This window comes from Parvibium lacunae (assembly GCF_003335215.1).
GTDB lineage: Bacteria > Pseudomonadota > Gammaproteobacteria > Burkholderiales > Burkholderiaceae_D > Parvibium > Parvibium lacunae.
Genome location: NZ_QPGB01000004.1, coordinates 166,143 through 184,643 on the forward strand (window position 1 = coordinate 166,143; position 18,501 = coordinate 184,643).

At 53.1% G+C, this 18,501-nt stretch carries 26 protein-coding genes; 11 read left to right on the forward strand and 15 right to left on the reverse strand.

Annotation, left to right across the window (positions count from 1 at the left end):
* Positions 1–8 precede the first annotated feature (8 nt).
* Genes DU000_RS09920 through ptsP form a run of 3 tightly spaced genes read left to right on the forward strand, consistent with a single transcriptional unit; the run spans position 9 to position 2,481 of the window.
* Entirely contained in the window at positions 9–500 is a 492-nt protein-coding gene (locus DU000_RS09920; RefSeq protein WP_114403251.1) for a PTS sugar transporter subunit IIA, read from the forward strand.
* Positions 469–738, forward strand: coding sequence for an HPr family phosphocarrier protein (locus DU000_RS09925; protein WP_114403252.1), 270 nt, complete (start codon positions 469–471; stop codon positions 736–738). Before DU000_RS09920 ends, DU000_RS09925 begins: the two co-directional genes overlap by 32 nt.
* A 3-nt stretch (positions 739–741) precedes the next feature.
* Positions 742–2,481 carry a phosphoenolpyruvate--protein phosphotransferase gene (ptsP, locus tag DU000_RS09930; RefSeq protein WP_114403253.1) on the forward strand — a complete coding sequence of 580 codons (1,740 nt, stop codon included), beginning with the start codon at positions 742–744 and terminating at the stop codon, positions 2,479–2,481.
* Positions 2,482–2,507: 26 nt separating this feature from the next.
* Here ptsP and DU000_RS09935 read toward each other — a convergent pair whose 3' ends face one another.
* From DU000_RS09935 to DU000_RS09950, 4 genes are read right to left on the reverse strand one after another with little or no spacing between them, the layout of a single operon-like run.
* Entirely contained in the window at positions 2,508–2,933 is a 426-nt protein-coding gene (locus DU000_RS09935) for a DUF2237 family protein (protein ID WP_114403254.1), read from the reverse strand.
* A 34-nt stretch (positions 2,934–2,967) separates the two neighbouring features.
* Positions 2,968–3,618 (reverse strand): LysE family transporter, encoded by a 651-nt coding sequence (locus tag DU000_RS09940; protein WP_114403255.1) that lies wholly within the window; start codon positions 3,616–3,618, stop codon positions 2,968–2,970.
* A gap of 28 nt (positions 3,619–3,646) precedes the next feature.
* Positions 3,647–4,945 (reverse strand): MFS transporter, encoded by a 1,299-nt coding sequence (locus tag DU000_RS09945; RefSeq protein ID WP_114403256.1) that lies wholly within the window; start codon positions 4,943–4,945, stop codon positions 3,647–3,649.
* 25 nt (positions 4,946–4,970) lie between these two features.
* Positions 4,971–5,618: a hypothetical protein gene (locus DU000_RS09950; protein ID WP_114403257.1), complete on the reverse strand. Its 648-nt coding sequence runs from the start codon at positions 5,616–5,618 to the stop codon at positions 4,971–4,973.
* Positions 5,619–5,797: 179 nt separating this feature from the next.
* Between DU000_RS09950 and DU000_RS09955 the strand changes: the two genes are divergently transcribed.
* From DU000_RS09955 to DU000_RS09965, 3 genes are read left to right on the forward strand one after another with little or no spacing between them, the layout of a single operon-like run.
* On the forward strand, positions 5,798–6,502 hold the full coding sequence (locus DU000_RS09955; RefSeq protein ID WP_114403258.1) for a pyrimidine 5'-nucleotidase: 705 nt from the start codon (positions 5,798–5,800) through the stop codon (positions 6,500–6,502).
* Between the two features lie 34 nt (positions 6,503–6,536).
* Positions 6,537–7,106, forward strand: a complete 570-nt coding sequence (gene slmA, locus DU000_RS09960; protein WP_114403259.1) for a nucleoid occlusion factor SlmA — start codon at positions 6,537–6,539, stop codon at positions 7,104–7,106.
* A gap of 47 nt (positions 7,107–7,153) precedes the next feature.
* A complete protein-coding gene (locus DU000_RS09965) occupies positions 7,154–7,942 on the forward strand; it encodes a hypothetical protein (protein WP_114403260.1) in 789 nt (262 codons plus the stop codon).
* Between the two features lie 16 nt (positions 7,943–7,958).
* On the opposite strand, the gene DU000_RS09970 is transcribed toward DU000_RS09965, so the two are convergent.
* Positions 7,959–8,681, reverse strand: coding sequence for a DUF4197 domain-containing protein (locus DU000_RS09970; RefSeq protein WP_114403261.1), 723 nt, complete (start codon positions 8,679–8,681; stop codon positions 7,959–7,961).
* 26 nt (positions 8,682–8,707) lie between these two features.
* Between DU000_RS09970 and DU000_RS09975 the strand changes: the two genes are divergently transcribed.
* From DU000_RS09975 to DU000_RS09990, 4 genes are read left to right on the forward strand one after another with little or no spacing between them, the layout of a single operon-like run.
* Complete coding sequence (locus tag DU000_RS09975; protein ID WP_114403262.1) at positions 8,708–9,220, forward strand: TlpA disulfide reductase family protein; 513 nt, start codon at positions 8,708–8,710, stop codon at positions 9,218–9,220.
* Positions 9,213–10,010, forward strand: coding sequence for a tRNA threonylcarbamoyladenosine dehydratase (locus DU000_RS09980; protein WP_114403263.1), 798 nt, complete (start codon positions 9,213–9,215; stop codon positions 10,008–10,010). Before DU000_RS09975 ends, DU000_RS09980 begins: the two co-directional genes overlap by 8 nt.
* A gap of 12 nt (positions 10,011–10,022) precedes the next feature.
* Positions 10,023–10,400 (forward strand): CidA/LrgA family protein, encoded by a 378-nt coding sequence (locus tag DU000_RS09985; protein ID WP_114403264.1) that lies wholly within the window; start codon positions 10,023–10,025, stop codon positions 10,398–10,400.
* Positions 10,397–11,128, forward strand: coding sequence for an LrgB family protein (locus tag DU000_RS09990; protein WP_114403265.1), 732 nt, complete (start codon positions 10,397–10,399; stop codon positions 11,126–11,128). The genes DU000_RS09985 and DU000_RS09990 overlap by 4 nt, the downstream gene beginning before the upstream one ends.
* A gap of 19 nt (positions 11,129–11,147) precedes the next feature.
* On the opposite strand, the gene DU000_RS09995 is transcribed toward DU000_RS09990, so the two are convergent.
* Genes DU000_RS09995 through DU000_RS10005 form a run of 3 tightly spaced genes read right to left on the reverse strand, consistent with a single transcriptional unit; the run spans position 11,148 to position 13,071 of the window.
* On the reverse strand, positions 11,148–11,891 hold the full coding sequence (locus DU000_RS09995) for a sterol desaturase family protein (protein ID WP_114403266.1): 744 nt from the start codon (positions 11,889–11,891) through the stop codon (positions 11,148–11,150).
* Entirely contained in the window at positions 11,885–12,487 is a 603-nt protein-coding gene (locus DU000_RS10000; RefSeq protein ID WP_114403267.1) for a YebB family permuted papain-like enzyme, read from the reverse strand. Before DU000_RS10000 ends, DU000_RS09995 begins: the two co-directional genes overlap by 7 nt.
* 35 nt (positions 12,488–12,522) lie before the next feature.
* Positions 12,523–13,071, reverse strand: a complete 549-nt coding sequence (locus DU000_RS10005; protein WP_114403268.1) for a fatty acid desaturase CarF family protein — start codon at positions 13,069–13,071, stop codon at positions 12,523–12,525.
* Between the two features lie 132 nt (positions 13,072–13,203).
* Here DU000_RS10005 and DU000_RS10010 point away from each other — a divergent pair, with 132 nt between their 5' ends.
* Complete coding sequence (locus tag DU000_RS10010) at positions 13,204–13,971, forward strand: helix-turn-helix domain-containing protein (protein WP_114403269.1); 768 nt, start codon at positions 13,204–13,206, stop codon at positions 13,969–13,971.
* 10 nt (positions 13,972–13,981) lie between these two features.
* On the opposite strand, the gene DU000_RS10015 is transcribed toward DU000_RS10010, so the two are convergent.
* From DU000_RS10015 to DU000_RS10045, 7 genes are all read right to left on the reverse strand, one after another.
* On the reverse strand, positions 13,982–14,368 hold the full coding sequence (locus DU000_RS10015; protein WP_114403270.1) for an RNA-binding S4 domain-containing protein: 387 nt from the start codon (positions 14,366–14,368) through the stop codon (positions 13,982–13,984).
* A 28-nt stretch (positions 14,369–14,396) separates the two neighbouring features.
* Positions 14,397–14,888 carry a D-glycero-beta-D-manno-heptose 1-phosphate adenylyltransferase gene (rfaE2, locus tag DU000_RS10020; protein WP_114403271.1) on the reverse strand — a complete coding sequence of 164 codons (492 nt, stop codon included), beginning with the start codon at positions 14,886–14,888 and terminating at the stop codon, positions 14,397–14,399.
* Positions 14,885–16,072 carry an ATP-binding protein gene (locus DU000_RS10025; protein ID WP_114403272.1) on the reverse strand — a complete coding sequence of 396 codons (1,188 nt, stop codon included), beginning with the start codon at positions 16,070–16,072 and terminating at the stop codon, positions 14,885–14,887. Before DU000_RS10025 ends, rfaE2 begins: the two co-directional genes overlap by 4 nt.
* Positions 16,073–16,252: 180 nt before the next feature.
* The gene (locus DU000_RS10030) at positions 16,253–17,122 is read right to left on the reverse strand and encodes a ferritin family protein (RefSeq protein WP_114403273.1); all 870 of its coding nucleotides are present in this window, start codon (positions 17,120–17,122) and stop codon (positions 16,253–16,255) included.
* A 57-nt stretch (positions 17,123–17,179) separates the two neighbouring features.
* Positions 17,180–17,614 (reverse strand): nuclear transport factor 2 family protein, encoded by a 435-nt coding sequence (locus tag DU000_RS10035; protein ID WP_114403274.1) that lies wholly within the window; start codon positions 17,612–17,614, stop codon positions 17,180–17,182.
* A gap of 5 nt (positions 17,615–17,619) precedes the next feature.
* Positions 17,620–18,393: an SDR family NAD(P)-dependent oxidoreductase gene (locus DU000_RS10040; protein WP_114403275.1), complete on the reverse strand. Its 774-nt coding sequence runs from the start codon at positions 18,391–18,393 to the stop codon at positions 17,620–17,622.
* The gene (locus DU000_RS10045; protein ID WP_240001872.1) at positions 18,383–18,484 is read right to left on the reverse strand and encodes a DUF2256 domain-containing protein; all 102 of its coding nucleotides are present in this window, start codon (positions 18,482–18,484) and stop codon (positions 18,383–18,385) included. Before DU000_RS10045 ends, DU000_RS10040 begins: the two co-directional genes overlap by 11 nt.
* Between the last annotated feature and the right edge of the window lie 17 nt (positions 18,485–18,501).

Consider the following 18,501-nt stretch of genomic DNA (forward strand, 5'->3'; position numbering starts at 1 on the left):
CGATATCCATGATCGGTATTCTTATCATCAGCCATGCGCCCCTTGGCGCGGCGCTCGTGGCGTGTGCCAAGCATGTTTTTAGTGAGCCACCAGAACACTTTGCCGTCTTGGATGTTGTCCCCGATACGGAACCACAGCTTTTGATGCAGCAGGCGACAACTTTGACCAAACAAGTGAATGCCGGCCAAGGGGTGCTGGTCCTGACCGATTTGTTTGGCGGGACCCCTTCTAACATTGCAACCCAGCTCGGTGCAGCGGCGGCAGCGGGCGGCGCCAGCGAACGGGTGGCGGTGATCACCGGCGTGAATCTGCCCATGTTGCTGCGAGCAATTACCTACCGACATACGGACCTTGCAACCGTTGTTGAAAAAGCCATGAGTGGGGCGACCAATGGCATAGTGAACTTGGTTTCCAAGGCACCCCAGGCACAAACTAGAAAATTCAATGATTCTTCAGGAGGAGATGGCAATGGTGCAAGCGGAAACGACCATAGTCAATAAATTGGGCTTACACGCTCGGGCGTCAGCGAAATTAACCCAAACTGCCGGCAAGTTCCAATCGGAGGTATGGATCGCCAAGGGCAGTCGCAAAGTCAATGCAAAAAGCATTATGGGTGTGATGATGCTGGCGGCCGGTAAAGGGTCGGTGGTTCAGCTCGAAGCCAGCGGGGTCGATGAACAGGCGGCGGTTGACGCCTTGTTGGCGTTGATTGCCAATAAATTCGACGAAGGCGAATAAACGATGGCGTTTACCCTCCACGGCATTGCAGTATCGCGCGGGATCGCGATTGGACGTTCACATTTACTCTCGTCCGCGACGGCGGAGGTCGCCCATTATCTAATTCAGGAAAATGCCGTTGAAGATGAAATTGCGCGCTTTAATGCGGCAGTTGGATCCGTCCATGAAGAGTTAGCCACCCTCAAGGGTGAACTGCCTGCAGATGCCCCCCCGGAATTAGCCGCTTTTCTCGAGTTGCATTCATTAATTCTGTCAGATCATTTATTGTCCGCTGAACCACGCCGCTGGATTCAAGAGCGACACTACAACGCCGAATGGGCACTGACAACCCAAATGGAAGCGGTGGTCGCGCAGTTTGATGCGATTGAAGATGAGTATATGCGCGAGCGTGGCAATGATGTGCGACAAGTGGTGGATCGGGTCTTAAGGGCACTCACCGGGATGTATAACACCCTGCCAGAGCATGACGAAACGGCCGCTGCAGAGATGCTGTTAGTCGCGCACGACATTGCGCCGCATGACATGCTGCAATTTAAAGATCACCGATTTGCCGGTTTTGTCACTGACCTTGGTGGCGTAACCTCGCATACCGCGATTGTTGCGCGTAGCCTGGGCATTCCTGCGGTCGTTGGCTTGCAAAGCGCGCGGCATTTGATCAAGCAAGACGAGTGGATCATTGTTGATGGTGATGCCGGCGTGGTGATTGTCGATCCAGATCCGCTGGTGCTGGAAGAATATCGCGTTCGTCAAAGCGAGCTCGAGCTTGATAAAAAGCGTTTACGCCGTTTGCGTGGCATGGCCGCGCAAACGATGGATGGCACCACGGTTGAGCTACATGCCAATATTGAACTACCCGCAGATGTGCCGGCGGCGCTCGATGCCGGCGCAACTGGGGTGGGCTTATTCCGCACCGAGTTTTTATTTATGAATCGCGAGACTTTGCCGGATGAGGAAGAGCAGTTCGTCGCTTACCGGCAAGTAGTCGAGCAAATGCCACACTATCCGATTACCATCCGTACGCTGGATATTGGCGCTGATAAATCCTTTGGCAGCAGCCTGGATGCAGGGCATGCGGTTTCAATTAATCCAGCGCTTGGTTTACGGGCGATTCGCTATTGTTTAGCCGAACCACCGCTGTTTTTAACGCAACTGCGGGCGATTTTACGGGCCAGCGCGTTTGGCAAAATCAAGTTATTGATTCCGATGCTGGCGCATGCCCATGAAATCGATCAAAGCTTGGCCTTAATTGAGCAGGCCAAAGCCCAGCTGCGTAAACGTGGCCAGGCCTTTGATGACACGATTCCGGTCGGCGGCATGATTGAAATTCCAGCAGCGGTGCTGGCGATTGGCTTATTTACCAAGCGTCTGCAATTCCTGTCTATTGGCACCAATGACCTGATTCAATATGCCCTCGCCATTGATCGTGCCGATAATGCGGTCGCCCATTTATACGATCCATTACACCCGGCGATTTTGCAACTCTTAAGCCTTACCATCCAAGCCGGTGCGCGGGCCGGGCTGCCCGTTTCCGTTTGTGGCGAAATGGCGGGTGAACCAAAATTGACGCGCCTGCTGTTGGGGTTGGGCTTGCGCCAATTTTCTATGCATCCCTCGCAACTGCTGATGGTCAAGCAGGAAATCTTGCGCGCCGACTTGCCCAGCATTGAGGCGATTGTGAAAAAGATGCTGAAAGCCCAAGAGCCAGACAAGATTCGGGAGTGGGTGCAGCAGCTTGTTACTTAGTGGCGCAAAGATAGCGTGAAGGTTGGCTAATCCTGATTCGATTGATCTTCGGGCAGATAGCCCGCCGGATCGTCGGCGACATGATCTGCATGCGCAATCAACAGCGCCAAGGGAATCGTGTCTAATGCCGCCAGATGCGTGGCTTCTAAGACGACGCGCGGGGCACACCCCCCTTCATAGGCTTCCAACCAGCGGCGGGCGCATAAGCACCAGCGATCACCAGGTTTTAGCCCTGGAAAGTCATACGCCGGGCGTGGGGTCGATAAATCGTTACCCCGTAACATTGAATAAGCCAGAAACGCCGCCGTCACAATCGCACACACCGTATGCGACCCAGAATCGCCAGCCACAGCCTGACAACAGCCATCGCGCAGATACCCGGTGCGCGGCGTTAATCCACATAATTTGAGTGGCCCACCCAAGACATTTTTTGCTGTTTCTGTTGCCGCCATGCTGACTCCCTTGACCGATTTACCAGTGCGTCGCTTAGGTAATGCCATTCGCGCTGCGCTTGAAGCACAGCACGCCAATTCCCGCCACCATTAAGACCCCACCGAAGAAACGTTGCTGAATTTTCTGTGCAGCACTGCTTTTAAACCAGCGCTGCAAGTGGGCAGCCAGCAGGGCATAGCCATGCATGACGATTAGGTCAACCGTCGTCATGGTGAGGGCCATACAAATAAACTGATTGAGTTGCGGCGCATTCGGATCAATGAACTGTGGGAGCACCGCCACCATAAAAACAATTCCTTTGGGGTTCGTTGCATTGGTTAAAAAGCCATACAAAAAGCGTTGTCGCGCGCCTAAAATCTGCTTATCACCAGCCGCTGATGATTCAGCTTGAGGTTGTCTGCTGGCTTGGCGCCATTGCTGCCAGCCAATATAAAAAAGATAGCCTGCGCCAATCCATTTGACGGTACTAAAAGCCATTTCAGACGCTAACAGTAATGTGCCGACCCCCGCCATGGCGAGCGCCATGATCAACAACAAACCCGCTTGCAACCCTAAAATCGTGATGCTGGTTTGACGCAGGCCGTAATTCAGGCCGTGGTTCATCGAAATAACCGCACCATTGCCCGGTGATAAGGCAATTACCCAGCAAGCAAAAAAATAGGGTAGCCAGAGGTCCAGTGTCATGTGATCTTTCCTCGCTCTCGTTGATGAATCAAGCGCTACCAAGTCTAGCCGGGTTTGCGCGCTGCCGGCGGGCGATAAACCATAGCAGCGCAGCAAGTTGACACGCCAATAGCGCGCCAAAGCTGGCTTGATAAGCAATACCCTCCGCCCAGCCGCCCGCACGCAGCGCATCAATCCCGATACCTAACCCCCATTGCACGACAAAGGCACCAAAGAAAATCATGAAATTCAAGGCGGTTGTTGCCCGCCCACTCATGTGTATCGGGAAATGTAAGTTGATCGCGGTGTAGCCCAGCGACATGACACAGGTACTCACACTATACCCAATCCACCACGCTTCCGCGTGTTGCGGTCCAAACCAGATAATCCCCGCCAATAAGCCCTGTGATAAAGCCATGCCGGCTGTCATCGCGTGCGCCAAGGGGATCTGCCGTTGCATCAGCCAGCGTGCGAGCCAGCCTAAAAAGAAATAACTCACGAGCAGCGCAATGCCCATATGGAACAGCGTTTGCGCGCTGGCATGGGCGTTTAAGCCGCTGACCCGCTGCATCCATGGCCCTGCCCATAGCCCTTGAATCGCCATAAAGCCCCCGTGGATAAAAAAGGCAGGAGGCGCATAACGCCAGAAAGTAGCGCTACGTAGAATCTGTTGAAATCCTTGCCATTGCTGATGCCATGATTCCTGCTGTTTAGGCAGAGAGCCATGCGCTGATGCCGCTGCATGATTAGGTAGCAGCGTAGCTTGCAAACAGAGGGCAAGTAACAGCAGGCCTGCGATCAACCAAAATAGTCCACGCCAACCCACGATTGGTAAGGCATAGCTCACGGGTAGGGTGGCTGAGAGCGCCCCAGCGGTACCGACCATCAACATCCAAGAAGAAAGAGGCGCTTGCCATTTTTCTGCAAACCATTGGCGGTAGCCCTTATAAGGGGCCATCAGACATGCCGACACCCCAACCCCGATCGCGGCCCGCGCCAAACACAGCATGAAAAAATTAGGCGCCAAAGCGAATAGCACGCTCCCTGCTGCCGCGACCAGCAGCAAGCAGACTTCCACCCGCTTGGGACCATAACGATCAAGCAGCAGACCCAACGGTAATTGCATGCTGGCAAAGGTCAAAAAATACAAACTGCTTAAGAAACCCAATTGTGCGCTACTGACGCCCAGCTCGAGTTGAAGCGGCACCCCAATGACAGCATTAACCGCCCGGAGTCCGTAAGATAGCCAGTACGCAAGGGCAAAACTGACAAAAATAGCGACTGAGCGTGAGCGCGTAAAAGGGGGCAGAGCGGTAGGCAGAGACGGGGTTGAGAAGGGGCTTAACATTATTTATCGGCGCTTGCTGGAGAGCTTAATGGGGCTGAATCAATTCAAAACCTTGTAAAAAGGTGTCGACTTGGTCGGGCAGCCAAGCTGCTGCTGGTCCGATGACGAGAGCGGCATAGACGCCCCCACCGGTTGCCGACGTTGCCGAGGCAGGTGAGATAGGCCCGATAAGCCCAGCGGGCAGCAATCCACTGCGCAGCTGCAGCCGGTAGGGTTGGCCTTGGTGTTCCCCTCGCGCTTCTTGCCAAATTTCATGCAGGATCGGTTGCCCCGCGCGGGTCGGTGCCGTCAGCGGCAAGACGGCGTGTTGGGCACGAATATTGGTTGACCATGACAACAACAGCGCTTGCTGAATCTGCTCTAGCTGAGCGCGATCCGTTGGCGCGGGGCTGGTCACAATCGCTACCGCAAATAAGGTATCGCCAATTTTTGCCGATTGCAGTGAGAGCGGGTAGTCGGCCCCAGCCAAGGGTATGGCCCGGGTTGCACTGACGGGCTTCGCCGGAAACAGCGCACGATAGGGATAGGTAGGATGCTGCAGCTGTCGCCAATCATAAGTTGGGCTGCAAGCAGATAATGCGATCAAAGTGCCGATCGTCAAACAGCCTTGAGCCAACCATCGCCACAGCGGTGAGGAGAATAAGCGCATCAATAAACGGGGTAGAAACAACATGGGCAGACACATCAAGCAGACAAGTTACAATCATACGCGTTCGTGCCACTGCGCGTAGTCCGCTTGCGTAAAATTCGTTGCGGCGCATTGCCGCATTGTCGCCAAGCCGCTGCGCTAACAAAGACACCTTCCCGCCTTCCTCACCGAGGATTAGGCCGCCTCTTTTTCTAACAGGTATCATGTCTTTTCATTACTGGTTTTTTGATCTTGACAATACGCTGCATCACGCTGGGGTGGCGATTTTTCCGCGCATTAATCAGATGATGACAGCCTATGTGGCTGAAAAGCTTTGTTTAGACCTGGTGTCGGCACAGTCACTGCGCCAAGCTTACTGGCAGCGCTATGGGGCGACCATGCTCGGGCTGATTCGCCATCACGCGATTGATCCCCATGAATTTCTGGCCGCGAGCCATACTTTTCCTGATCTGGCCACCTTAATTCGCAGTGAGCGCGGCTTGCGGGACAGTTTACGGCGCTTGCCTGGGCATAAACGCTTGTTGACGAACGCCCCCTATGGTTATGCAACGCGGGTTATTCAACATTTGGGCTTGCACATGCAGCTCGGCCGGCTCTATGCGATTGAGCATATGCGCTTGCACGGGGAGTATCGCCCTAAGCCTTCCCGGCGCATGTTACGCGCCATCCTGGCGCGCGAGCGGATTCCTGCCCGTCGGGCTGTTTTAATCGAAGATTCACTGGAAAATCTCAAGGCAGCGCGGGCATTAGGGATGCGTACCGTTTGGGTCACTGGATTACTTGGTCCAGGGCAGATCGGCGCGAATGGACGGGTGCAACCACGTTTGAAGCCAAAATGGTGTGATGTTCAAGTAAAATCTATTCAACAATTAGCCCGGGTCAGTCAACGTCTGGCCTCTCCCTCTTAACCTTCAGTAACCTAACCGACTTAGGTGGAACGCGATGACTGCGCAACCCAGCGAAAAAAAGCTCCGCATTTTGCAAGCCTTGGCCACCATGCTTGAAGACCCTAAGGGGGAGAAAATTACCACGGCTGCCTTAGCTGCCCGCTTGGATGTTTCAGAGGCCGCGCTCTATCGGCATTTCGCCAGTAAGGCACAAATGTATGAAGGCCTGATCGAGTTTATTGAAAGCAGTATTTTTGGGCTGATTAATCAGATTACCACCAGCGAAGAAGCAGGTTTGCGGCAAGCCCAGGCAATCGTTTCCATGTTACTTAACTTTGCGGAAAAAAATCCGGGGATGACCCGCGTCATGACTGGCGAGGTCTTGCTACACGAGAACACCCGATTGCAAGAGCGGATGAACCAGTTTATCGATCGCGTGGAACTTTCTTTAAAGCAAGCACTCCGAATTGCAGCCAGTCAGGGCAATGGCACTGAGGCCCAAGCAGTCGTTCAAGCCAATATCTTGATTGCTTTCGTGCTGGGCCGCTGGCAGCGCTATGCCAAAACCGCTTTCGCTAAAAAGCCGACTGAGCCTGGTGAGGCTATTGCCATCCTGCTGCGCTAGCTCAGAGATCCCTTCGCTATCATTCATTCTTGGAGTTCAGAGTGGCCATGTTTGTATTCAGCTTATCGCCCGTTACCCTCAGTCGGTGGCTCACCACGGCATTACTGGCGATAAGTTTGCCTGGTTGGGCCAATGAGAGCTTGCCGTTGCAGCTTGATCGTAGCCCACACTCCACCCTGCTTGGGGCCAGCACACTGGCGTCAGCAACCTCACCGCGCGTTGAAGAGCAATCCCGTACCCAAGCGGTAGCGGGATCGGCGCCTGGGGTAGTCAATGCGACTGTGCGGCGAGATGCTTTTGCTCCCTATCTATTTACGCCAGCCGAAAACCCGGGCCAGGGGCTCACCGGTTATTGGAATAAAAGTAAGCATTTCCTTGGGCAGATTTGGGATCAAGGCCGCGAGGAGATTTTTCTGAGTGGGTATGCTTACCATGACCCCGGTACTTATACTGATGAAAAACTAAAAACCCTTAATAACAATGCTTGGGGCGGTGGCTATGGCCGCACGGTTGTATCAGAGCGTGGGAATGAACATACGGTCTATGCCATGGCATTCTTGGAGTCACACAAAAAAGTACAACCGATGGCCGGCTACGCCTATCAAGCTATCTGGGGCGACCGCATCCGTTTTGGGGCTGGGGCATCGGTATTGGTGACGCAGCGCCCGGATATTTTTGGCGGCGTACCCTTCCCAGCCGCGTTCCCCTTGTTTAGCATTGGGACGAAAAAAGCCACCCTGAATCTGGTTCCCATCCCTAAGCTGAGCAACAGCAAAAACGCGAACAATGGCAATGTGCTCTTTGCCTTTGTCCGCGTTCATTGGGACCGAGAATGAGGCCCGATAAAAAAGCCTACTTCAACGCGCCGAAAACCTTGCTCAACACGGCACTGCCAGCGGCAACCGGATTGGCGCGAATTTTTTGCTCTTCTTCCGCGATCATGACATACAGCCCATCCAGGGCTTTTTGTGTCACATAGTGATCGATAGAGGCTTGCTCTTGGCTGACGATACCAAGTTTAGCCCCTTGCCCTGCCAATTGATCATACTTGCTGGCAAGCTCAACCTTGGCTGTTTGCTGTTTCACAATCGGTAAAAATTTTTCAGCCAGGGGGGCCGCTGTTTTTTCGCGGAAGAACTGCGTTACAGAGCCTTCCCCGCCGCTCAATATTTTTTTAGCATCTTCGACAGACATTGATTTGACCGCATTGCTGAGTAACGTTTTGGCTTGTGGTACCGCTTGCTCAGCCGCTCGATTCATGGCGACAACCAGCTCATCAGCGCGCTTTTGTTGGCCAAACATGCGCAGGCCAGCCTCAATCTTTTGTAGGCTTTCTGGCAGCGGAATTTTGACTTTGTCATTGCCCAAAAAGCCATTCTCTTTACCCAGCAAACCAACTGCAGCATCCGCCCCTTTTGCCAAGGCCGCCTTAACAGCGGCACCCGCCTCTTTTTCATTCACGGATGCCAAGCCCGACGCTTGCGCTTGTGCGAAACCTGTGGCAGTCAATAGCGCGGACACGGCAGCGATGCGCAGTGCTTTTATAATACGGTGATCATTAATGTGTTGTAGCATGTCTTTTCCTTTCTGATGGAGCTGTGATGTTGCGCCGAAAATCTTCTTGGTGGTTGGCAGTCTGTGCTGGATTGATCGTGCTCGGCTTTATCTGGCAAGCCTTTCGCCCTGCTGCCAATGCCCCGGCTTTGACCTATACCACCCTGAGTGGCAGCCCACTCTCCACGGCCAGCTTGCGGGGCAAAGTGTATCTCGTCAACTTCTGGGCGACTACTTGTACCACTTGCGTCGCTGAAATGCCAGAATTGGTGACAACATTTAACAAATATCAGCCACAGGGGTTTGAGTTGATTGCGGTGGCAATGCAATATGACCGCCCTGATTATGTGGTGAGCTTTACCCAGCAGCGCCAGCTTCCATTTACCGTCGCGCTTGATACACAAGGGCAAGCGGCCGAGGCGTTTGGCCAGGTCGTCATGACGCCCACGACTTTTCTGGTTGATAAAGAAGGTCGTATTTTGAAGCGCTATTTGGGCAAACCCAATTTCGCTGAATTGCATGGTCTGATTGAGTCGGCCCTCGCTGCTCCCCATGCCTGATGTAACCCGTGCCTTTGGCGGTCTAAATCGCCTCTATGGGGCTGAAACCCTGGCTATATTGCAAACCAGTCACGTCTGTGTGATTGGTATTGGCGGCGTCGGTTCATGGGCCGCCGAAGCCCTCGCCCGCTGTGGGGTGGGCACGCTGACCTTGATTGATCTTGATCATATCGCCGAATCGAATCTCAACCGGCAAATTCATGCGCTAACCCATACGCTAGGACAAGCCAAAGTCACCGCCATGCGTGAACGGATTGCGCTGATTAACCCCGATTGCCACGTGCAAGAAGTAGATGAATTTATTGCTGCGGAGAATGTCGCCACACTGATTGGCGCACTGCCGAGCCATGCTGTCGTCGTCGATGCCTGTGACGATGGCCGCGCTAAAACCGTCCTGCTGGCATACTGCAAACGCAATGGCTATCGCATCATTACTTGCGGGGCCGCCGGGGGCCGGCGCGACCCCACCCGCTTGCGAGTCGATGACTTGGCCCGCACGCAAGGCGATCCGATTGCGGCTAAGCTCCGTGCGAATTTGCGTCGGCTGCATGGTTTTAGCCGTGACCCAAAAAAGAAATTTGGGATTCCCTGTGTGTATTCGGATGAACCCATTGTGCAACCCAAAACCCAGCAGGCCTGCGATATAAACAGCACAGCGCAAGGTGTAGACGCAGCCCCGCAAGGCTTGAGTTGCGCAGGCTATGGTTCCAGCGTGATGGTGACGGCCAGCATGGGAATGGTGCTCGCGCAGCAAGCGCTAGCACAGCTCTTGAGTAAAGCGGCAAGTTAAACAAGGCACTCTATGCTCAAAGCGCTCACCCTGATTTTGCTCTTTCAACTCGCGGGGGAAACCATCACCCTGCTGTGTGGATTACCTATCCCCGGCCCAGTGATTGGCATGGCGTTATTGTTTGCGGCATTGCTCTGGCGTGGCCGCAAGCATCAGAACATTCCACTCCCGCTGCGTCAAACCGCACAGCAACTCCTGCAACATTTATCGCTATTGTTTGTACCCGCTGGGGTTGGCGTGATGCTGCACATAGAACGTATTACTCACGAGTGGCTACCCATCACCCTGGCGCTGGTTGGCAGCACCCTTGCTGCGATTGTTGTCACTGCCTGGGTCTTGCAACGGGGTATGCGAGGCCATGAGCAGATTGAGCCGGGAGAATCTTCATGAGCCCGCGCATTACCGAAGTGTGGGTGTATTTATCCGCCACGCCTTTGCTGGGGCTCACCCTCACGCTGGTGGTATACCAAGCGGCGGTATGGCTCAGCGCTCGCTGTGGGCAACATCCCCTGGTCAATCCAGTCCTCATCAGCATTCTGGTGTTGGTGGGTTTACTCAGTGCGACCGGAACACCTTATAAAACCTATTTTGATGGTGCGCAATTCGTCCACTTCCTGTTAGGACCAGCGACGGTCGCCCTTGCCATTCCGCTATACGCGCAATTCAATCAAGTTAAACGCCTGCTAGGGCCACTGCTTGTCGCGCTAATTGCTGGCTCGCTCGCTGCCGTCATGGTGGCATTACTGATTGGCAAACTCTGCGGCGCTAGCCTGCCAACCTTGCTTTCCCTTGCCCCCAAATCCGTTACCACGCCGATTGCCATGGGCATCGCCGAGCGGATTGGCGGCTTACCCTCGCTCACCTCCGTCTTGGTGATTTTGACGGGCATCCTCGGCGCAGTTCTCGCACAACCGCTCTATCGCCTGATTCATTGCCCACAGCCTGCCGTGCAGGGCTTTGCGTTGGGTGTGGCCTCCCACGGCATTGGCACGGCCCGCGCCTTTCAGCTCGGTGAACGTGAGGGTGCTTTTGCTGCCCTCGCCATGGGTCTGCATGGCATGGTGTGTGCGCTGTATTTGCCGGCACTGATCGCACTGCTACGGGATTGGTTAATCTAATCCAAAACCCTCAATCCTTTCAACGATCGGGCATGCTGAACTGCTCCGCTTGGTGCACGTCCTGGTAGGTCAACATCGCTATTAGGGCTTGCTCTTTCTCGTCATCAAAGCCACACGCCCCATCCCATTGGGTTGGATTTTCATACGTCCCAAACAGCATGTCCCACCAGACAATATCCCCATAGTTATTTTTATGCCGCCCATACTCATGATGAATACGATGCATTTCAGGACGCTGGAAAATATAACCAATCCACTGCGGAGTGCGGATATTCGTATGGTAAAAAAATTCACCCAGTGCCGTACATGCTGTGTAGACGGCTGCGGCTTCAAGATTGAGGCCAAGCAAGGTATACACAAGTAGACTTCCAATGATTGAGTTCGCCACCATTTCACCGGGGTGTTTATAGAACGAGGTAATCACCTCTAAGCGCTGTGGGCTGTGATGTATTTGATGAAAGCCGCGCCACAAGCAATCGTACTCATGCCGCCAGCGATGCCACCAATAAAAAACGAATGTCGCAATAAAATATGCAAACAGCCCAGCCCCCCACGTGGGCAAATAGTGAGATACATGAAATAGCGAATTTCCAAACAACCATTTTTCCCAAGTCACCCCTGCCAGCAACACCACCCCCAGTTGAACACAGTTAACCAGAGCCACTCTGAGCGGCCAAGTTTTAACCTTGGGCAGTGTCCAGCCCGGCTTGAATCGTTCGATGAGGATACACGCCACGCCCACCCCTAAAATAAGATTCAACATGCAACCTCCATATCGTTCTGATTGGATTCATAGACATTTACCACTTGGGCACTCCGCAACATACTCGCCGGGGTAACGGTACGACGCTGCCAAGGAATCCAACCAAAGTACCAGCAGCGCCAAAAACCTAATTTGGCGCGGGGGTTGTGTTGCAATAGGGTGGCGAAATTTTCGACCTCGCCCACAGTCAGCCCCACCGCTTCTTGCAACACTTCGTACACCAAGCGTGAACAAAATTGCCGGCGGGAATACAGATCAAAACCGGTGTCGTACAAAATCCCCATGCGCTTATCGGCCGCCGCCACAATCGCTTGTGTTTGTTCTGCGGTAAAGCTCATGCGTGGGCGCTTAACGGCGACGCGCCCCTGTGTGCTGCGGTTAATGAATGTATCCAGCGAGGTGCGTTTGGAAAAGGGAAAAGTGCTTTCTGCAATTACCACCGCGCTGCCGTCTGCCTGAACCACGATGCCAACGTGGTTTGTCCATGATGCAGTGGCATCTGAAACCATTTTGAATGGTTTGGCACACACATCAATAAAGACCAAATCGCCAATCTTTAATTGCCGCGCCAATTCTTGTATTGCTGCTGTATTCATCGTCTGCTCCTGATTTATATTTACAAACCGCCAATTCATTGCGCGGTTTCATTAAAACGCTTAAGGCCAAATACTTTCGTCATGACCCAATCCAACACTTTCCAAAAACCCATTTTTTCTAAAACTGGGTTGGTAAAGTTGGTAATCACACAGTAGTGCGTATCCTTCTCGCCAGTGTGGTGGCGCCCATGTTCACGGGGCGTTTGCAGGATTCGTAGCTTTTGTAAGCTGTGGACTAACCAGCCTTTTTCTTTTGGGTTTTGGTGCGCCCATTTATGTATTTGGTTTGCATTCGCAACCAAAATCGCAAAGACCCATACACCGGCATTCAATACTTTTAACCAGGCGGCCCCCGCCAAGACCAGCAACGCAGCGAGGCATAAATCCGCAGAGCTTTGCCACCAACTCTTACTCAAAAATGCACGGGGCTTGCTGTGGTGCAGGCGGTTATCTTCCGCTACTTGGCCAAACCACTTGCCGAGTATCGGCATTTTTTTATGAATATAGCCATCCTCAAACCAATGAAACAATCCTGACACGAGATCAGCGATTACCACACCAACAATTACTTGGATTACCAGCATTGTCTGCTCCCTATTCAATATTTAACGAGTTGTCATACACAGCGCTGGCAGTGTGGTGCATAGTTATTTAATTTCCAATACCTTTGATGTAGAGTATCGTTTTTCAATACTCGGCGTTTTGCTATTCAAGCCATGAGCCAGACTACCCAGCTACTTGATGCCCTAAAGCGTGTGCTCAAATCACGCGGACTGACCTATCAGCACATCGCCGACCGGATTGGCTTGAGTGAGGCGAGCGTGAAGCGGCTATTCGCTGAAGAGAGCTTCACGTTGCAAAAACTGGAGAATGTTTGTCTCGCGCTAGAGATAGATTTTTTTGAGCTGGCCAAGCTAGCGCGAGGCTTGCGTGACAGCGCTGATGTGCTGACACCAGAGCAAGAACAAAAACTCGCGAGTAACCCGAAGTTGCTCGCCATTTTTTACTTGCTGTATAACGAATGGGATATTCAACAGATTCAAGCGCACTACGACATCACCGAAGCCGACTGCATTCGGCTCATGGCCCAATTAGAAAAAATCGGGGTGTTAGATTTACTCCCTAACAATCGCGTTCGGCTAAAAGTCAGTCGTAATTTACGCTTAAGAATGGATGGCGCGATTCGTAATCGTTACGGGCAAGAAGCCATGCAAGATTTTTTAATGGTACGCTTTGAAGAATATGGCGGGCTATTCCGTTTTGAATTCCGCGAACTCTCCGCCGCCTCGGTAGAAATTATCAAACGCAAAATCGAACGCCTAGCCGCTGAATTTAATGAGCTAGCGGAGTTAGACAGCACCCTCCCGCCGCAACGTCGAAAAACGATTGGCGTGGGGCTGGGCATTCGGCCTTGGACGATTAGTTTTGTGACGGGGTTGAGAGAACGAGCTAAACCAAAAAACCATCCGCGTGCAGCGCATTAACTGACACCATTTATTCGCCGTGGGTCTTATTCCAGGTCTGTAAAACGCGGCGATCCCGTTTCGTCGGCCTGCCCTTAAACGCTTGCATTGGCTCAGGGGCAAGGCGGCGCTGCTCGGCTTGTTCGTGCCGTCGCGCCATGCTGACGACCGTTTCTTCGTAGAGCAACCTTGCTTCTGGGGCTGGGCCACGTTTATCGCTAAGGGCGCGCACAAATACATCGTATTCGGTAGGGCCGATGCGAATTTTTAAACGGTCGCCCAACTTGATTTCTTTAGCTGGCTTGGGGCGCTCGTCATTTAAGAAAATTTTGCCGCCATCAATGGCTTGCGTCGCGAGGCTGCGGGTTTTGAAAAACCGCGCGGCCCATAGCCATTTATCTAAGCGCACGCTACTCATACCCCTTCACCTATTTTCTACCGGGCAGTTACGCGCCAGGGCCTGCTTGGCGGATTTTATTCAGCGTTGCCGTCGTTGATCGTTCAAACTCAAAGGGAATGGAATGCACTTGTCCACCCCAGGTGATGACCTCTTTTGCCCCCACCATTTTTTCAATCGGCCAATCCCCGCCTTTTACCAAGATGTCGGGCTTGACTTGCAAAATGGTATTGAGTGGCGTGTCGTCGGTAAACACGGTGACTAAACTCACCGACTCCAACGCCGCCAATACCGCCATGCGATCGCCTTCATTGTTAATCGGACGATCATCGCCTTTGCCCAAGCGTTTGACGGAGGCATCGCTATTCGCTGCAACTACTAGGCTCGCTCCCAATGCGCGGGCTTGTGCAAGATAGGTGGCATGACCACGATGCAGAATGTCAAACACCCCGTTGGTAAACACAATGGGGCGCGGAAGTTCGGCAACGCGGGCGGCGAGTTGGGTGGGATCACAGATTTTTTGTTCGAAGCGCACTTTCATGATTTATCCCAAGTCGGCATAACGCGTTTCATATATTGATCAAAGAGCGGTACGGTAAAGCTATTGTCACCATGGGCGCGGCTGTAAATCATGCCTTTGTTGATGAGCTTGGCCCGCACTGGGGCAACTTCATTGACTTGCTTTTTTAATAGCTTAGCAATGTCGCCAGAGCGATGTGGCCCGGCACCCAGTTGGGCCATGGCACGCAAGTACCGTTTTTCGGAAGGCGTGAGTCGATCAAAGCGTACCCGGAAGAAACTGGCATCGAGTTCACTAATCGCGAGATCGGTCGCTGCTTCAACATCATTCAACGTAATCGGCGACAATGCTGCGGTTAACCAACTGTGTTTACCCCACTCCTGCAAAAAGTAGGGATAGCACTCGGTTTTTTTCAAAATTGCGGTTAAGGCTTTGGGTTCAAATGCCACCCCATGTTTGACGGCAGGTGCCGTTAGGGCTTTGGCGCCTTCTTCATGCGTAAGCGGCCCAATTTCAGGGTATTCAAATAAACGCTCCGCATAAGATTTGGCGCGCCCGGCTTGCCCCACGAGTTGCGGCAAACCCGCTCCAATGAGCGCGACCGGTAATTGCTTTTGGGCACACCGATGCAGCGCGGTGATTAAAGACGCAAACTCTTCTTCCGCGACGTATTGCAGTTCATCAATAAAAAAGGTGATGGCGGTTTGTTTTTCTTGGGCGGCCACCCCCACCGCAATCAGCAGATCAGCCAGGTCGTGTTCTAAATCGCCAGTATCGGCCACGCCTGGCTCGATACCGAGGTCCAGACCAAACTCAATGTCCTGATATTTCAATTTCATGCCTTGGACAAAGCCCCCCAAGGCGCGCAGGGCACGCTTGGCATGGTCGCCAACATGGGCGAGTCGGTCCAATTGCAGCAGGGCTTTACGTAAGGATGGAATGAGCAAAGCCGGTAGCGAACGCTTCTCTGGGGCCTCGATCTGGACCACGATAAAGCCACGGTTTTCAGTTTCAAGCGCGATTTTATTGAGTAAAACGGTTTTGCCAACCCCGCGCAGCCCCACTAGCAACAGGCTACGGGCAGGCAACCCTGCTCGGAAACGATCTAGGGCTATCGCCGCCTTTTCAATAATTTCATCGCGCCCCGCTAATTCCGGCGGTAAGGTACCGGCACCGGGGGCGTAGGGATTGGTTCTTGGGTCCATGTATAAAAATGTTATTTAAAGTTATCTAAAAAAGATAACCCATATTAATTATTTTATAAATGGACTGTCAAGCAGAAAATCGGGCGTTAGAAGAGGCGTTAATCAGCCTCTTTCAGATAAAAATTAACCCCACCAGGGTGGGGTTAATCGATATCCGACGAGGTGGGCAGCGAATGACGCCTAGGCCGTTTGTGCGGATTGCTCAACGCCTGTGAGTTTTGCGACGCGCGCCAGTGCATCCTTGCGGAAGCGGTTCAAGTCCTGCACTGAAGCGAAGCTGTGTTCAAACAACAGGCTCAAATTATGCAAAATGCGATCCACCACTTTGCTTTCCCAGACGCTATCAAATTTGATCTGGCTATCCAGCCAGTTTTCTAGCCAGCCAGGTTCGGGGGTGCGGCTTTGAATCGTGTCATTCGGGAACAGGGCTTCATTCACATGCAGGTTAGTTGGGTGCAAGGCTTGCTGCGTACGTTTGGCCGAGGCCATCAGTACGCCAATTTTGGCAAACGCGGCACGCGCTGTATCCCCCGCTTCTTGCAGGGCGCGTTTCATGTAGCGCAGGTAGGCGCCGCCATGGCGGGCTTCATCTTGCGCGAGGGTTTTGTAGATTTGTTGAATCACGGGTTCAGTGTGCCATTCTGCGGCACAGCGATACCAGTGATTTAGGCGAATTTCGCCGCAGAAATGCAGCATCAGGGTTTCCAGCGGCGGGGCTGGATCGAACTCAAAGCGGACAGCATGCAATTCTGCTTCTGTTGGCAACAATTCTGGGCGAAAGCGCCGCAGGTATTCCATCAAAACCAGCGCATGCTTTTGTTCTTCAAAAAACCAAACCGACATAAAGGCCGAAAAATCGCTGTCGTGCCGGTTATCGCGCAAAAACATTTCCGTCGCGGGCAGTGCCGCCCACTCGGTAATGGCATTCATTTTGATGGTTTTAGCCTGCTCATCGCTGAGTTTGCTGGCATCGAAACGGTCCCATGGGATATCTTTTTCCATATTCCAGCGGACGGCTTCGAGGGCTTTGAAGAGTTCCGGGTAAAGCATAAGTGTTCCTAAATGAAAGTAGGCAGATTTTACCAGTTTCGCATCATGGCAAGACGATTAGCGCCGGGCCGCCGCTTTCAGTCCGCGCATCAGGCTGCCTAAGAGGGGTAGTTTCTCGTACAACTCCTCGGCAACATCCCAATAGTCACGGTGATAACTCACTTTACCGTCAGGGGCGAATTTGATATGACTGCTCCCACGTACCGATTGTTCCGTTGAATTCCAACGTCGCATGCGAAAACGAAATTCCCAGACCAAAAAGGCAGCAGACCCTTGCAAGACGGTTTCCAGCACAATAAAGCGCGGCGCTTCCACTTGCACGAACATGTGCTTGAAAAGGGCGACAATCGATTCAATCTCCCGTACTTCATTGAACGGGTCTTTGAAGTAGGCGTCGGCACAATACAAGTCACGTAACTGCAACACGCTATCAGGACTCAGGGTAACAAAGAATTGTTGCAGTTTTGTGAGAGCAGGGCTGAAGTCGGTCATGGCAGTTAGAGACCTGTCATTTTATGAACAAGATAAAAATACAGGCGATACGGTAACAGCCGCAGAAATTTTAGCCAATAGGTAAAACGGCGCGGGAACGTGATTTCAAACTGTCCACGCGCCAAACCCCTTAGTAAGGCATGCGCCGCCTGGGCCGGCGTAATCAGCGCGGGCATTTTGAAATCATTTTGCGCCGTAAGCGGCGTTTCGACAAAGCCGGGGTTGATCAAATACACGCCAATCCCTTTGGGAGCGAGGTCGAGATACAAAGTTTCGGCCAAGTTAATCAAGGCTGCTTTGCTGGGGCCATACACCAGGGCTTTGGGCAAACCACGGTAGCCTGCCACGCTCGACACAATACCCAAGCCACCGTGCCCTTGCTGCTGCAGTTGCGGCAGCGCCAGCGGTAAAACATTAAACACCCCTTGTACATTCAGTTCCAACAAGGCGCGAGCGGCCTCGGCATCAAAACTATCGGCCCGCATTGGGGTGTAGCCCCCCGCCAGAATCAGGTACAAATCCACCCCACCCCACGCGGCACAGAGCTGGGCATGGGCTTGTGCAAGTTGCGCGGGTTGTGTGATATCAAGCGGCAAAATCTGGACTTGAGCGGCGGGTGTCCCTGCTGCCAAAGCCGCCAGCTTGTCCTCTGATCGGGCTGATAAGGCAACCCGCGCACCCAAGGCAAGCAACTGCTGGGCGGTGGCGGCACCAATGCCGGTTGACGCGCCAATCAGCCAGACGCGCCGGCCCTGCCAAGTTTGTATTTTAGGATTCATGGCCACGCCGGCACCTTTCTGAACAGTATTTCACCTCGTCCCACACTTTTTCCCATTTCTTCCGCCAAGTCATCGGCCTGCCGCAACGCATGCAGGGCTTGGCAGGCA